We start from the raw sequence: 13,721 nt of genomic DNA on the forward strand, positions 1-13,721 counted from the left end.
AATTGCTGCAACATATTCAGAATCTCAGGAGGTGCATCATGACCGATGTCTTCGAGGGAACGCCGACATCTTCGCTGCAGTCGAAATGGATCTGGTTTGCCGGCCTCGGCGTGTTGTTGCTCGTTTGCGGTCTGATTGCGCTCGGCAATCTGATGCTCGCCACCGTAGTCTCGGTCTATTATGTCGGCATGCTGATGCTGTTCGGCGGCGTGATCTATCTCGTCCATGCCTTCCAGGTGCGCGGCTGGGATCATGTGCTGTTCTGGATACTGAGCGGCCTGCTCTATGTGCTTGCCGGCATCTGCGCCTTCGTCAATCCGATCCTGACCTCGGCGGCGTTGACGCTGTTTCTCTCGCTCGCACTGGTCATCGCCGGCGTCTTCCGCACCTGGGTCGGCATGCGCATGAAGCCCACCAAGGGCTGGCGTTGGATCGTTGCAAGCGGTGTCATCACCGCTCTTGCGGGTTTCGTCATCGCGCTCGGCTGGCCGGTGAACAGCCTGTGGATCCTTGGCCTCTTCCTGGCCGCCGATCTCATCGTCCAGGGCTCGACAATGATTGCCTTCGGCCTCGGCATCCGCAGTCGAAACTGATGCGTTGACCGTTCTTTTTTTGACAAGGCTATGACAGGGGATTAGACTTAACGGGTTACAGACCGGTCCTAAGCCAAGTGAACGGTCTGAGTGCGAATGCACCAAGGCACCGGCGAGATCGCCGAGAATGCTGAAAATGGTCATGCGTCCCCCAGAGGCAGGGTTCTGCCTGATCAGAAAAGGGAGGAAGTTCATGCCGATGGTCACCGTTTCCATCTCTCCGCAACAGGCAGCGGGCATCCGCGCCGCCGTCGACAATGGCGGCTATGCCTCGAGCAGTGAGGTCGTCCGCGAGGCGCTCCGCCTCTGGGATACCACCCGCAAGCTCAATGAGTTCCGGGACGATATTCTTGACGACGGCGCTCCATCCGGCGGCAGATGCGTCGCCGACATGTTCGCCGATCACGAGGCGGAGCGCCGTCGCTCCGCCTGAACAAGCATTTGATTGCATTGGAAAAATTAAATAAACGCGGAGCGCGTAGAGCGCGCTTGCGCGTTTCATAAAACTTTCACACTGGCGAAAGACTTCATTGATCCTTCTGCGGCATGTTCCGGGCGAAAAAGAACAAGTCACAGTGGAGATCGGCCCACAATGAAGACCAGCATGTCCTTGGCCGCCGCCGTCGCGCCGGATGTCCTGCGCCGCTACGCCAGCGATCAGATCGTCACCCTTGCCAAGCTCGTGGTCGAGAATGCCTTCCAGCCGATCGTCGAGGCCGGCACCGGCACGGTTTTCGGCTACGAATCCCTGATGCGCGGCCAGGAACGCATCGGCTATGATACGCCCCTCGACATCCTCGACGAGGCTCACCGGGCCGGCCAGCTGCTGCAGCTCGAACAGATGGTCGCCAGCCGCGCGCTTGCCAAATTCGCGACGCTATCGAATTTCTCCACCTCGACGCTGTTCCTCAATCTCGATGTCCGGCTGATCCCGCATGGCGAACACCTGGTCGAGAGCCTGCTGCAGCATCTGCGCAAGGCGAATATTCCGCCGTCTTCCGTTTGCTTCGAATTCTCCGAGCGTTTCGACAATACCAGCGTGCCGGAATTTTCCGGCCTCGTTTCCAGGCTGCGCAAGGCCGGTTTCAAACTGGCGATCGACGATTTCGGCGTCGGCCACGGTGAGATAAAGCTGCTCTGCGATTATGCCGTCGATTATCTCAAGATCGACCGCCATTTCGTCGCCGAGATCGACCGCAACCCCCGCAAGCGCCATCTCTTGAGGAGCATCGTCAACATTGCCCATGTGCTCGGCACGCGCGTCATCGCCGAAGGCATCGAGACCGAGGCCGAATTCATCGCCTGCCGCGAATATGGCGTCGACCTCGTCCAGGGCTGGTTTATCTCGCGCCCGACGACGCATATATCAGAGCTGGCGCCGTCCTACCCGCACCTGCAGGAGCTCGGCAAGAGCAAGCGGGGCAGCCAGTCGCTCGACGAAATCCTCATCCGCAAGCAGATCGAGCTGCTGCCGACGGTCTATGAGAATGACAGCATCGACAGCGTCTTCGAACTCTTCCGGCGTAATCCGCGCCAGGCTTTCTTTCCCGTCCTCAACGCCAATGATGAGCCGCGCGGCATCATCCACGAGCATCACCTCAAGGAGTATATCTACCAGCCCTTCGGCCGCGATCTCCTGAAGAACAAGATGTACGAGCGCTCCATCTCGCATTTCGTCGAGATGGCGCCGATCGTCGGCCTCGACAGCGACGCCGAGCAACTGATGGCCATCTTCGCCAATATGGAAGGCAGCAACTGCCTGATCCTGACCGACAATATGCGCTATGCCGGCGTCGTCTCCGCCGCGTCGCTGATCAAGGTCATCAACGAGAAACAGCTGAAGACCGCGCAGGACCAGAACCCGCTGACCGGCCTGCCGGGCAATCGTGCCATCCGCGATTTCATGCGTCAGTCCGGCCGCGACGGCGATGCGCTTCGCCACTTCTGCTATTGCGACTTCGACAATTTCAAGCCGTTCAACGATGCCTATGGCTTCCATCTCGGCGACCACGCGATCTCGCTGTTTGCCGCGCTGATGCGCCGCTATTTCTTCGCCGAACGTCATTTCCTCGGCCATGTCGGCGGCGATGATTTCTTCATCGGCGTCGTCGGCTGGACCAAGGAAGAGCTGACGGAAATCCTCGAGCGGCTGATCAGCGATTTTCATGACGACGTGCGGGATCTCTATTCCGACGAGGACCGCGCCGCCGGCCGCATCCTCGGTCACGACCGCACCGGCGCCGAAGCTTTGTTCCCGCTGATGCGCTGCTCGATCGGCGTCATCGAACTGCCGGAGGGCCTCGTCATCGACGATATCAACCGCGTCAGCGCCGAAATCGCCATCATCAAGTCGGCCGCCAAGGACAGCGAGGAAGGCCTGGTCTTCCATCTCCTGCAGCGCCGCGCGTCATTTTAGACGCGCAAAGGACGCTGTAGCACTTATGCAGTGGGCGAGGCGAATTGACGCCTCTGCCACATCAAGTCTTCCCAAGCCTGCGGGGCTGATTTACTTCCTGTGTTTTAGACAAAAAGCCAGAGCGGTTCCGCGCACTTCCACCAAAAGCTGAACTGCTCCAGGGAGGAGCCGGGTCATGCCATTGCCTCAGGAAATGCGTTTCGTCGATCTGCGGTCCTTTGGCGGGCCGGAGGTGATGACGATCGGCAAACGACCGCTTCCCGTACCGCAAGACGGGCAGGTTCTGGTGCGCGCCGAGGCAATCGGCGTCAACCGCCCCGATATTGCCCAGCGCCAGGGCAGCTATCCCCCGCCCAAGGATGCGAGCCCGATCCTCGGTCTGGAGCTATCAGGCGAAATCGTTGCCGTCGGCCCCGGCGTCAGCGGCTATGGCGTCGGCGACAAGGTCTGCGGGCTCGCCAATGGTGGCGCCTATGCCGAATATTGCCTGCTGCCGGCAGGCCAGATCCTGCCGTTCCCTAAGGGCTATGACGCGGTGAAGGCGGCAGCTTTGCCCGAGACCTTCTTCACCGTCTGGGCGAATCTCTTCCAGATGGCTGGGCTGACGGAAGGCGAAACCGTGCTGATCCATGGCGGCTCCAGCGGCATCGGCACGACGGCGATCCAGCTCGCCCGCGCCTTCGGCGCCGAGGTATACGCGACGGCAGGTTCGAAGGAGAAATGCGAGGCCTGCGAGAGGCTCGGTGCCAAACGCGCGATCAACTACAGGACCGAGGATTTCGCCGAGGTGATCAAGGCCGAGACCGGCCACGGCGTCGATATCATCCTCGACATGATCGGCGCCTCCTATTTCGAGCGCAACATCGGCTCGTTGGCCAAGGACGGCTGCCTGTCGATCATCGCCTTCCTCGGCGGCGCGATCGCCGAAAAGGTCAATCTCTCGCCGATCATGGTCAAGCGGCTGACGGTCACCGGCTCCACCATGCGGCCGCGCACGGCAGAAGAAAAACGCGCCATCCGCGACGACTTGCTCTCCGAGGTCTGGCCGCTGCTGGAAGCCGGCACCGTTGCGCCCGTCATCCACAAGGTCTTTGCCTTCGAAGAGGTTATCGAAGCCCACCGGCTGCTGGAAGACGGCAGCCATGTCGGCAAGGTCATGCTCACCGTCTGAGGTCAGCTTCGGACCAGCATTTGTGCGCAAGGTGAAGCTGATCCTGGCCGTTTGTGAGTCTCCCCGGGTCGTTGAACAGTCGTCTGATCGAAACCCGGCCCCGAAACTGCGCATCTTGATGTGGTGTTGCTTGCGCATTGTACGGTCCCTACGAGGAATGCAATGGCTCTATTCCACGCCTGCCCCATCTGCCGCAGCAGAATTCCGCATTTCATACCGCTTCCGCGCTACTACATCGACAAGGCGGTCGAGCACGGCTTTCCCTATCGCGTCGATGAATTCGAGACGATCAACCATCAGGCCTATAGCTGCCCCAATTGTCATTCGTCCGATCGCGACAGGCTCTACGCGCTGTTCCTGACGCCAGTGTTCCAGCGCCTCAACCAGGCGCATCCCTTCCGGTTCCTGGACATTGCGCCGGGACGGGCCTTGAGCTTCTGGCTCAAGAGCCACCCGCATATCTTCTACCGCAGCTGCGACATGTATATGCCCGAGGCAGACGACAAAGCTGATATCCACAACCTGCCCTACGCCGACGAGAGCTTCGACTTCGTGCTTTGCTCCCATGTGCTCGAACATGTCGAGGATCCGGTGCGTGCCACCGCCGAAATCCGGCGTGTTCTCAAGGAGCACAGCATCGCCATCCTGATGGCGCCGATCTGCCTGTCGATCGAGGACAACTATGAAAATCCCGAAGTGACGACGCCGGAAGGCCGCTGGGCGCATTTCGGCCAAGACGACCATGTGCGCCTCTTCTCAAGGTCCGGGTTCATCGATGTGATCCAGCGCGCCGGTTTGGCGGTGCAGCAAGTTCCGGTCACCGAATTCCTGACGCCCGAGGTCTGCGATACCTATGGCATCGGCCGCAGCTCCGTCCTCTATCTCGGCGTGAAGCAGCAGGCCGTCCAGCAGGAGCCGGAACCGGAGCGCAACGTCGCCTAATGCATGTCGCCCGGAAGTGTGCAGCGGTTCCGGGACAACGACATGCATAAAAACAAAGAGCTAAAGCGTGTTGCATGAAGCAAATTTGATGCGACGCGCTTTAGAGCATAATGTCGTCAGAACAGTGTGAGTGGTTTTCGGACGACATCATGCTCTAACTCTTGAATTGAGAACAGGATTCGGACCTTAGGCCGATAGGGCCTAAATCATCCTGTTCTAAGAGCGCAGCAAGCATTCAGTTATGAAAAGGCGCCCCGAACCCGAGGCGCCTTTTTCAATTTCGGCTGTCTCTCAGCGTCATCGCCGCCACAATCGCGACGATGCCGGGCAGCGCCATCGCGACATAGAGCCAGTGGGCCGCCGAGATGCTGCCTGCAACGCCGCCCGGATCGACGAGGCCGGCGCCATTGGCGATGACGCCCGAGAAGGCCGCACCGAAGGCGCCGCCGAGCGAACTCATCGTCGGGATCGCCGAAGAGGCCTTGTCCTGCTCGTTGTCGGCAACGAGCCTCAGGACCATGGCGACGAGATGCGCCCAGCCGAGACCGATGCCGAAGCCCATCATGAACATGCCGATCGCCGCCGGCACGATGAAAGGCATATGCCCCTCCGGATTGTCGCTCGCGAGGAAAATCGCGAGCGAAGCGGTCGCCGCCGCCTCGATAAGGGCACCAATGACGATTGCCCGGTAAGCCTGCCTGCCGGTCCAAGAGCCACTGAGGAAGGCCGCAAACGTCCAGCCGAGGGCGACGAGTGCGACGAGATATCCCGATAGGAGTGGCGCCACCCCATGCAGGGTCTGCAGGAAATAGGGAATGAAGACGTCGCTGACGAGGACGACGGTCATGGCGAGCATCGCCAGGTAGACCCGGGCAATCGGCTGGGAAAGGCTGACGGCGCCGGACGGCAAGAGCCGGTTCGGGCTCTTCCGCTCGATGAGAAGCATGGTTGCCACCGCGATGACCGAGGCCGCAATCAGCGCCGCTTTCGCGCCTGTTGTCTCGATCGCGCCGGCCGCACTCACCATCAGCACGGCCGCAAGCAGCAGTCCGATCTGGGCAACCGGGGTCTTCTCCTGCTCGCGGTCATCTTTGACCTCGGGCAGAAACCGTGGCGCCAGGATCGCCATCAGCAGCCCGAGCGGCACCAGCACGATGAAAGCGTAGCGCCAGGCGTGGCCCGAAGAAAAGAAGCCGCCGAGCGTCGGTCCGATGACGGTCGCCACGCCCCAGATCGCCGCATAGAGCGTCGAGGCCTTCGGCCAGAGGGGCTCGGGATAGACGAAGCGGATGAAGGCATAGCCGAGCGCTGCCAGCGCGCCAGTTCCGAGACCCTGCACCGCGCGTCCGATCAGCACCACCGGCATCGACGGTGCGGCTGCGGCAATCAGGCTGCCGACGCCGAAGACCAGTGCCGCGATCACATAGACGGATCGAAGCCCGATGCCGCGCGGCCGCATGGCGACGAAGATCGAGCCGAGCACGGCGGCGGCGACGAACAGGCTGGTGACCCAGGAAAACAGCGCGAGCCCGCCGATATCGCGCACGATCGAAGGCGCGATCGTCGCCATGATGTAACTCTCCACAGCATAAAGCGTCACGCCGCCGGCCAGCATCAGCGTTGCCGGAAGGTGCTCGGGCAGGAACAGGCGGAAGACCGAGCTGGAATTCGAGACGGCTGCGGTCTGGTCGATATTCGACATGGGAGGACCCCGAGATTTTTACTGGCGAAGGATTATTTTCCAAGTTATAAATTGGAAAATTGCATGCCGCTTCGATTAAAACAAGACTTAACTTGGAAAATATGCGCCAGTCCCCAGCCAACCGGATCCTGATCCTGATAAAGACCGACGGCCCGCAGCTTGCCGCCGCGATCGGCGATGCGCTCGGCATATCAGGCGAAGCCGCCCGGCAGCAGCTGTCGAAGATGGCGGAGGAGGGGCTGGTGGAACCGGTCACCGTTGCCGCCGCGGGCAGGGGCCGGCCGCGCCAGCTCTGGCACCTCACGGCGAGCGGCAACCGCCAGTTTCCGGATGGCCATGCCGAGCTGACGGCAAATCTCCTTGGCACGCTGGTCGAACAGCTCGGGGCCGCAGCCCTCGATACGGTCATCTCCGCCCGCGAGGCCGAGACGCTGCAGCGCTATCGGCAGGAACTCAGCGAGGCGCATGACCTTGCCTCGCGCATCGAGGCCCTTGCCGGCATCCGCACCCGCGAGGGCTATATGGCCGATCACTGGCAGGAGGCGGACCGCTCCTTCATGCTGGTCGAAAACCACTGCCCGATCTGCGCCGCCGCAACCGTCTGCGCCGGCTTCTGCCGCTCCGAACTCGAAACCTTCCGCGCCGTCCTCGGCGCCGATATCGAGCGCAGCGAACACATCCTCGCCGGCGCCCGCCGCTGCGCCTACCACATCATGCCGCGTTGACCGATATCGCTCGCAACCGGCTGGCGCTTCACGCCGGCTGCCGCGCCTGCCGCCAGTTGCTTTCGAGATAGAGCAGCACTCCGATCGATGCGAGACCCGCGGCCGCGCCGACAAAGGCGGTGCCGGAATAATCGGTGATCGTGGTGCCGAAAGCGAAGAGGCCGGCGCTGATGCCGGTCCCAATGAACGTGTTCAGCGAGATCAGCGAGGTTCCAAGCCCCGGTCGGTCCGCGATCAGGTCCTGCAGATAGGTGATCGGCACGCTGAGGATCGCTGCCGCCCCGCAGGCATTGAGGAGGAGTAGTGCATAGATGTGCCAGGGCGCGGAAGCAAAACCAAGCAGTAGCAGATAGGCGCAGTAGATCAGCGCGCCGAAGGCGAGCACATGCACGGTCCGGAAGTGGCGCTGCGCAAAGCCCCACATCATCATGAACGGCATCTCGAGCAGCGCCGTCAAACCTGCCATGAAGCCGACATCGACGACGGTGCCGCCGGCCGCATGGGTGATGATCAGCGGCAAGAGCATGCTGTTCAGCCGCTGCAGCCCGAACAGCATCGCCATGACGATAACGCGCGACAGCACGTGCGGCACAAAAATCCGTTTCAGCGAAGCAAAGAATCCGGCGTGATCGGGGGCAGGGCCGGCGGCGCCATTTCGGGGTGCGAAGAAGAAATACAGGCAGAAGCAGGTGCAGCTTGCCAATGCCGCGATCCCATAGGCCGGCGTCATCGACGGCGAACTGACGAGATAGAGGCCGATCAACCCCGGCGCCAGCGCCCATGAGCCGGAAAACAGCGCTCGCACCGTTGCGGTGATCGCCGCCCCCTGGCCACGGTCCATTTGATTGGTCCTGGCGCGCAGGCTGGCGAACAGCAGCGAATAGGTGGAATTGCTCATCGGCACCAGCAACAGCGTGGAGAAGATGAAGACCACGGGGCTATGAATGATCGCGATCGACCCGAAGCCGAGCATGCCGGCGACGCAAAGCCCCAGCACCAGCGGCCGGCGCTCTTTCAGCCTGTCCGACCAGATGCCGAGCGTCAGGCTCGTCGTCACGTTGACGATTGCCGAGAAGAACACCAGCGCCGAATAGGCGCCATTGCTCAAGCCGAGTTCGTTGATCCCGATGATCGACTGGTAGGGCGCGGTCGAAGCATAGGTGAAGGCGAGCGCGACGAGTGTCACGGTCGGAATACGGATCCTGTTGTCGCGAAGGATCAAGGAAAAGGTGGATGGCATGGGGCGGTTCCTGATGCACCACTCTTAGCTGCATCGGACCTATCAGAGAAACGATAGTTTTAGATCGTCTCCGTCAATTTTTGTGATGAATGTTTGGACGATGTGATCGCGTCCAAGCCTGCAAGGGGGCTGAATGCCTATTTCAGAATTTCGCGACCAAATTCGAGAGCCAGAAGTCGATTTGCCCGAAGGGAAGAACATTTGCCAAAAAAGCGACGAGCGCTGACGTGGTGTATATCAACACCAGCCCAAGAAGGACTCCAAGGGTGATTCCGACGCTCGTCTTTGCGGGCTGGCGTGCCAACCAACACGCCAAGCTCAGAGAGACAATCGTGAAAAGTGCCAACAACGTGGACTCGGTGATAGATATGCCCGATTGCAAAACAATCCCTCGGATTGTGAATTGGGTTGCAAGGCATAACGTCTCGAGCCGTCTAAACTCAAGGGCTGGGACGGCGGAATATGCGGTGATGTCCAGCCACCCATAGAGCCGGTGCACTATCAGCAGGCACCCGCGCAGCCGCCTAAACCCCGACGCCACGTCAACCCCGTTGGCTTTCGCCGCGTGACGCGTTATGGACTGCGCAACCCGCCAGCATCCGGATGAGAGCTCATGACCAATCCCGTCACCGTCGAAGTCACCCGCGGCCTGCTCGTCGAAAGTCGCCATCGTGGCGCGGTGGCTGTCATCGATGGCGATGGCAAGCTTGTCTTCTCGCTGGGCGACATCGAGGCCGCGGTCTTCCCGCGCTCGTCCTGCAAGGCGATGCAGGCGCTGCCGCTGGTCGAGAGCGGTGCTGCCGATGCCTACGGCTTCGGCGACAAGGAATTGGCGCTGGCCTGCGCCTCGCATAGTGGCGAGGACGAGCATGTGGCGCTGGCCGCTTCCATGCTGTCGCGCGCCGGTCGCGACGCCGAGGCGCTGGAATGCGGCGCCCACTGGTCGTTCCATCAGAAGACCCTGATCCATCAGGCCCGCACGCTCGAGGCACCGAACGCGCTGCACAACAATTGCTCGGGAAAACATGCCGGCTTCATCTGCGCGTGCTGTCATCAGGACCTCGATCCGAAGGGCTATGTCGGCTACCAGCACCCGTTGCAGGTCGAGATCCGCGCGGCGATGGAAAGCTTGACTGGCGCCGTGCTTGGCGCCGAGAGCTGCGGCACCGACGGCTGCTCGATTCCGACCTATGCCGTGCCGCTCAAGAGCCTTGCTCACGGTTTTGCGAAAATGGCGACCGGCAACGGCTTGGAACCGCTGCGCGCCAAGGCCTCCCGCCGCCTGATCGAGGCCTGCATGGCCGAGCCCTTCTATGTCGCGGGCTCCGGCCGCGCCTGCACGGAACTGATGCAGATCGCCCCCGGCCGTATCTTCTGCAAAACAGGCGCCGAAGGCGTCTTCTGCGCCGCCATCCCGGAAAAGGGCATTGCCATCGCGCTGAAATGCGAGGATGGCACGACCCGCGCCGCCGAAGCCATGGTGGCGGCGACCCTCGCCCGCTTCTTCGAGACGGAGAGCGAGGTGCATGCGGCCTTGATCGCCCATGCCACGAAGCCAATGCGCAATTGGAACGGCATCCATGTCGGCGATGTCAGGGTCACTTCCGCCTTGGCCGGATGAGTCGAGCTTGCTTACATAAGTTATTAGAAAAATAAGAATTGCCTAATATAAAGGGGTACGTCCTGCGATCGCGGATGCACCCTTTCGCGGCGACGTGAGCACAGTCCTGGAAGCCGTGAGGGCAGGGCATGTTTGCAGGCCGCTATCTCTGGTGGATGCTGATGGGCATCGGCATCTTCATGTTCGCTACGTTGAGCCTCGATTATATCACCTGGCTCACCATCCAGCTGTCCGGCTGCGGCGAGATGGCCGGGACCTGCGAGCCGGCCCTGCGGCTGATGTCGGGCGTGCTCAAACCCGCCTGCATCTGGACCGCGATCGGCGTGCTCTTCATGGCGACGCTGCTCCGTCTTCACGCTCTCTCGCTCATCTGGTTCTGGGGGCCGATCGTCGCCATCTGGTTCGTCGCTTCCACGCCGATCCTGCTCTTCCTGGCGTCGGATGCGGCGGCGCTGACGCAATCCGCCACCCTGGCCGCACTGCCCGTCGCCTTCCTGTTTCTGGCGGCTTTCGCAGCCTATCTCATGTTTGCCCTCGAGGATGGCGACATGCTGCCGCTTGCAGCCTCGGTGCCGTTGCGCCTCACACTCCGCCTGACGGCGGTCTACGGCGCGCTTTCTGGCGCAGCCTTCATGCCGGAACTGTCGCGGATCGCCGGGACCCTGCTCGATATGCCGGCACTTTCCGTCGTCATCGCGTTGGCGCAGCCATATCTGCAGACGGTGCTCACCTTTGGAACCGGCAGCATGGCGCCGGCCTATGCCGTGCTGGCGGCCTTCATCGCGGCCCTTGCCGCAAGTCTCTTGCCGCATGCTGCAGCACCGCAGCCCTCCCGCAGCACCATCATGCTGCGGCGATTGCGCCGTTGAGATCGCGATAGGGTTTCAGCCGTTCGGCGGTCACCTCCATGGGCACGATCAGCCCCGCCACCTCGGAAATGCCAAGCACCGGGCAGGGCGAGACGAGGTCGAACTTCTCCACGGTCAGCAGCACATGCGTTTCGGCCGAGCACCGGGCAATGTGCCGCTTGATCGCCGCTTCCTCGAAATCGCCGGTGGAAAGCCCGTGCACGGGATGCGCGGCCGTGACGCCGAGGAAGAAGAGATCGGGGCGGAGTTGCGAGATCGCCGCTGCCGCCGCCGCGCCCGTCGCCACCATCGAATGTTTGTAGAGCCGTCCGCCGGTCAGGATCACCTCGGCTGTCGGGTGGTGTTCCAGCTCGGCGGCGATCGTCGGGCTGTGGGTCGCAACCGTCAGCGGCATGTCGCGCGGCAAATGCCGGGCGATCTCCGCCGTGGTCGTGCCGCCGTCGAGGAAGATCATCTGACCGGGCTTGACCATCGCCGCCGCCGCTGCTCCTAGGCGCGCCTTGATCTGCGACGACACGCTGCGCCGGGCGGTGAGGTCAGGCAGGTCAGGCGCCAGCGGCATCGCCCCGCCATGCACCCGTTTCAGCAGCCCCTCCGCCGCCATTTCCCTGAGGTCCCGCCGGATCGTGTCTTCCGAAAGGGCGAAATCCTCGGCGACGCGCTTGGCGATCACCTGGCCGTCACGGCGCAGGATGTCGAGAATGAGGGTCTTGCGTTGCGTTGTCAGCATCGTCTCTCTGCACGAAATTAAACATAATAGCCCGATATTGCACGAAATGACTCGACATTCAAGAAATATCGTGCATTTTCACCAAATCCCGTGCATGAGGCCGGGAGTGCTCACGCAGAAGCGGAGCGAAGGAGTGGATCATGTTGATTTTGATTGCCGGGCCCTATCGGTCCGGAACGGGCGACGACCCGGAAAAGATGGCCGCCAACCTGAAGCGGTTGGAAGAACCCTCGCACGCGCTGTTTGAGGCGGGCCACGTGCCGATGATCGGCGAATGGGTGGCGCTGCCGATCTGGCACGCCGCCGGCGGCCGGTCGGTTGGCGATGCGCTCTACGAAGAGATCTTCCACCCGGTCGCCGGCCGGCTGCTGCAGCTCTGCGAGGGCGTGCTGCGCCTGCCGGGCGATTCCAAGGGAGCGGATAACGACGTGCGCATCGCCAGGGAACGCGGCATTCCGGTCTGGCACAGGCTGGAGGATGTGCCGGGCTGCGGCTGAGCGGATTGCTGCGCCTGCGCTTTGCCCCTCGTTTATACTCAGCGCATTCGCAGCTTTGTCGCTCACCCCCTCAACCGACCCGTCAGATGAGGGGGCCACACGGCACACACAGATCATGTCCTCACACTCGGACCCACCTTGTCCCGATGGACGATCAAAACCCAATCTCCCCAGTTCCGGCGCACCGACCGCTACGCTATAACCCTTGCCGAAAGGGAGTCGAGAACCATGCTGACACTGTATTACGCGCCGGGAACCTGCGCGCTCGCAAGCCTTATTGCCCTGGAAGAATCCGGCCTGGCCTTCGAAAAGAAGAAGATCAGCCTCCGCGATGGCGAGCAGCGTTCGCCGGACTATCTGAAAATCAACCCGAAGGGCCGGGTGCCGGCACTGGTCACCGATTATGGCGTGCTGACGGAAACGCCGGCGATCCTGGCTTATATCGCTCAGAGCGCGCCGGCCGCCAAGCTGGCGCCTCTCGACGATCCTTTCGAATTTGCCAGGCTCCAGTCCTTCAACAGCTATATCTGCTCGACCGTGCATGTGAACCATGCCCATCGCCCGCGCGGCTCCCGCTGGGCCGACGAGCCGGCGGCAATCGAGGCGATGAAGGCGAAGGTGCCTGAGAATATGGCCGATTGTTTCACGCTGATCGAGCAGACGATGTTCGAAGGCCCATGGGTGATGGGCGAGGCCTATTCGCTCGCCGATCCCTATCTCTTCGTCATGACCGACTGGCTGCCATCGGACGGAGTCGATCCCGCCCGCTTCGAAAAGGCGAGCGACCACCACGCCCGCATGCTGCTGCGCCCCGCCGTCCAGCGGGCGCTGGCCTACGATCGGGCCTGACCGTTAAAACCTGCGGCAAGCTTCTTCGGCGCCCGGAACAGCCAGGCGCCGATCAGTCGCAACCGCAGTTCCTCGTCGCCGATCACGGCGGCGCGCACCGGCAGATGCGGCCAGCCGACATAATGATCGGTTTGAAAATAGACGTCAGGCGCCATCTCCAGCAGGTGATCCTTGTCGTCGAGCGAAATCGAGATCACGATCGTCTCGGCATTCTTCACCGCGACAAAACTCTTGCCGCCGACCTTCAGCGCCGGATTGCCATAGGAGGTGCTCTCCTCGACATCAGGCAGGCCGGCTTCCGCCGCCAGCCGCTTCAGGCGTTGGAAGATCGCATCGACGTCGTCGGCCATTGCTCCGCCCTTTCGG

Annotated in this window: 14 protein-coding genes; 10 read left to right on the plus strand and 4 right to left on the minus strand. The window is 61.9% G+C overall.

All coding sequences use genetic code 11. The annotated features are described in order from the left end of the window. The first annotated feature begins 38 nt into the window (after window positions 1–38). From U5G49_RS04495 to U5G49_RS04515, 5 genes are all read left to right on the plus strand, one after another. Window positions 39–593 carry an HdeD family acid-resistance protein gene (locus U5G49_RS04495; RefSeq protein WP_112906276.1) on the plus strand — a complete coding sequence of 185 codons (555 nt, stop codon included), beginning with the start codon at window positions 39–41 and terminating at the stop codon, window positions 591–593. A gap of 193 nt (window positions 594–786) precedes the next feature. Further along, window positions 787–1,026 carry a ribbon-helix-helix domain-containing protein gene (locus U5G49_RS04500; RefSeq protein ID WP_018449468.1) on the plus strand — a complete coding sequence of 80 codons (240 nt, stop codon included), beginning with the start codon at window positions 787–789 and terminating at the stop codon, window positions 1,024–1,026. 159 nt (window positions 1,027–1,185) lie between these two features. Next, window positions 1,186–3,009 carry a bifunctional diguanylate cyclase/phosphodiesterase gene (locus U5G49_RS04505; RefSeq protein WP_246289050.1) on the plus strand — a complete coding sequence of 608 codons (1,824 nt, stop codon included), beginning with the start codon at window positions 1,186–1,188 and terminating at the stop codon, window positions 3,007–3,009. Between the two features lie 175 nt (window positions 3,010–3,184). After that, on the plus strand, window positions 3,185–4,180 hold the full coding sequence (locus U5G49_RS04510; protein ID WP_193444829.1) for an NAD(P)H-quinone oxidoreductase: 996 nt from the start codon (window positions 3,185–3,187) through the stop codon (window positions 4,178–4,180). 162 nt (window positions 4,181–4,342) lie between these two features. Beyond that, window positions 4,343–5,122, plus strand: a complete 780-nt coding sequence (locus U5G49_RS04515; RefSeq protein WP_018241160.1) for a class I SAM-dependent methyltransferase — start codon at window positions 4,343–4,345, stop codon at window positions 5,120–5,122. A 274-nt stretch (window positions 5,123–5,396) separates the two neighbouring features. On the opposite strand, the gene U5G49_RS04520 is transcribed toward U5G49_RS04515, so the two are convergent. After that, window positions 5,397–6,824 (minus strand): MFS transporter, encoded by a 1,428-nt coding sequence (locus tag U5G49_RS04520; protein ID WP_193444828.1) that lies wholly within the window; start codon window positions 6,822–6,824, stop codon window positions 5,397–5,399. Window positions 6,825–6,925: 101 nt separating this feature from the next. On the opposite strand from U5G49_RS04520, the gene U5G49_RS04525 reads away from it, so the two are divergent. Continuing rightward, window positions 6,926–7,549 carry a helix-turn-helix transcriptional regulator gene (locus tag U5G49_RS04525; protein ID WP_193444827.1) on the plus strand — a complete coding sequence of 208 codons (624 nt, stop codon included), beginning with the start codon at window positions 6,926–6,928 and terminating at the stop codon, window positions 7,547–7,549. 28 nt (window positions 7,550–7,577) lie between these two features. Here the strand turns inward: U5G49_RS04525 and U5G49_RS04530 are convergent, their stop codons facing one another. Next, a complete protein-coding gene (locus tag U5G49_RS04530) occupies window positions 7,578–8,789 on the minus strand; it encodes an MFS transporter (protein WP_193444826.1) in 1,212 nt (403 codons plus the stop codon). Between the two features lie 613 nt (window positions 8,790–9,402). Here U5G49_RS04530 and U5G49_RS04535 point away from each other — a divergent pair. Next, entirely contained in the window at window positions 9,403–10,410 is a 1,008-nt protein-coding gene (locus tag U5G49_RS04535) for an asparaginase (protein ID WP_166480334.1), read from the plus strand. Between the two features lie 128 nt (window positions 10,411–10,538). Further along, entirely contained in the window at window positions 10,539–11,279 is a 741-nt protein-coding gene (locus U5G49_RS04540) for a hypothetical protein (protein WP_193444825.1), read from the plus strand. Here U5G49_RS04540 and U5G49_RS04545 read toward each other — a convergent pair. Next, window positions 11,254–12,009: a DeoR/GlpR family DNA-binding transcription regulator gene (locus U5G49_RS04545; RefSeq protein WP_193444824.1), complete on the minus strand. Its 756-nt coding sequence runs from the start codon at window positions 12,007–12,009 to the stop codon at window positions 11,254–11,256. The two genes, U5G49_RS04540 and U5G49_RS04545, sit on opposite strands and share 26 nt — an antisense overlap. Before the next feature lie 140 nt (window positions 12,010–12,149). On the opposite strand from U5G49_RS04545, the gene U5G49_RS04550 reads away from it, so the two are divergent. Both U5G49_RS04550 and U5G49_RS04555 read left to right on the plus strand, forming a co-directional pair. Next, entirely contained in the window at window positions 12,150–12,506 is a 357-nt protein-coding gene (locus U5G49_RS04550) for a DUF4406 domain-containing protein (RefSeq protein ID WP_088680780.1), read from the plus strand. Between the two features lie 228 nt (window positions 12,507–12,734). Further along, window positions 12,735–13,355, plus strand: a complete 621-nt coding sequence (locus tag U5G49_RS04555) for a glutathione S-transferase family protein (RefSeq protein ID WP_193444823.1) — start codon at window positions 12,735–12,737, stop codon at window positions 13,353–13,355. Here U5G49_RS04555 and U5G49_RS04560 read toward each other — a convergent pair. Continuing rightward, on the minus strand, window positions 13,340–13,705 hold the full coding sequence (locus U5G49_RS04560; RefSeq protein WP_047619561.1) for an MmcQ/YjbR family DNA-binding protein: 366 nt from the start codon (window positions 13,703–13,705) through the stop codon (window positions 13,340–13,342). The genes U5G49_RS04555 and U5G49_RS04560 overlap by 16 nt on opposite strands. Window positions 13,706–13,721: the final 16 nt, after the last annotated feature.

Source organism: Rhizobium indigoferae (assembly GCF_034554815.1).
GTDB lineage: Bacteria > Pseudomonadota > Alphaproteobacteria > Rhizobiales > Rhizobiaceae > Rhizobium > Rhizobium leguminosarum.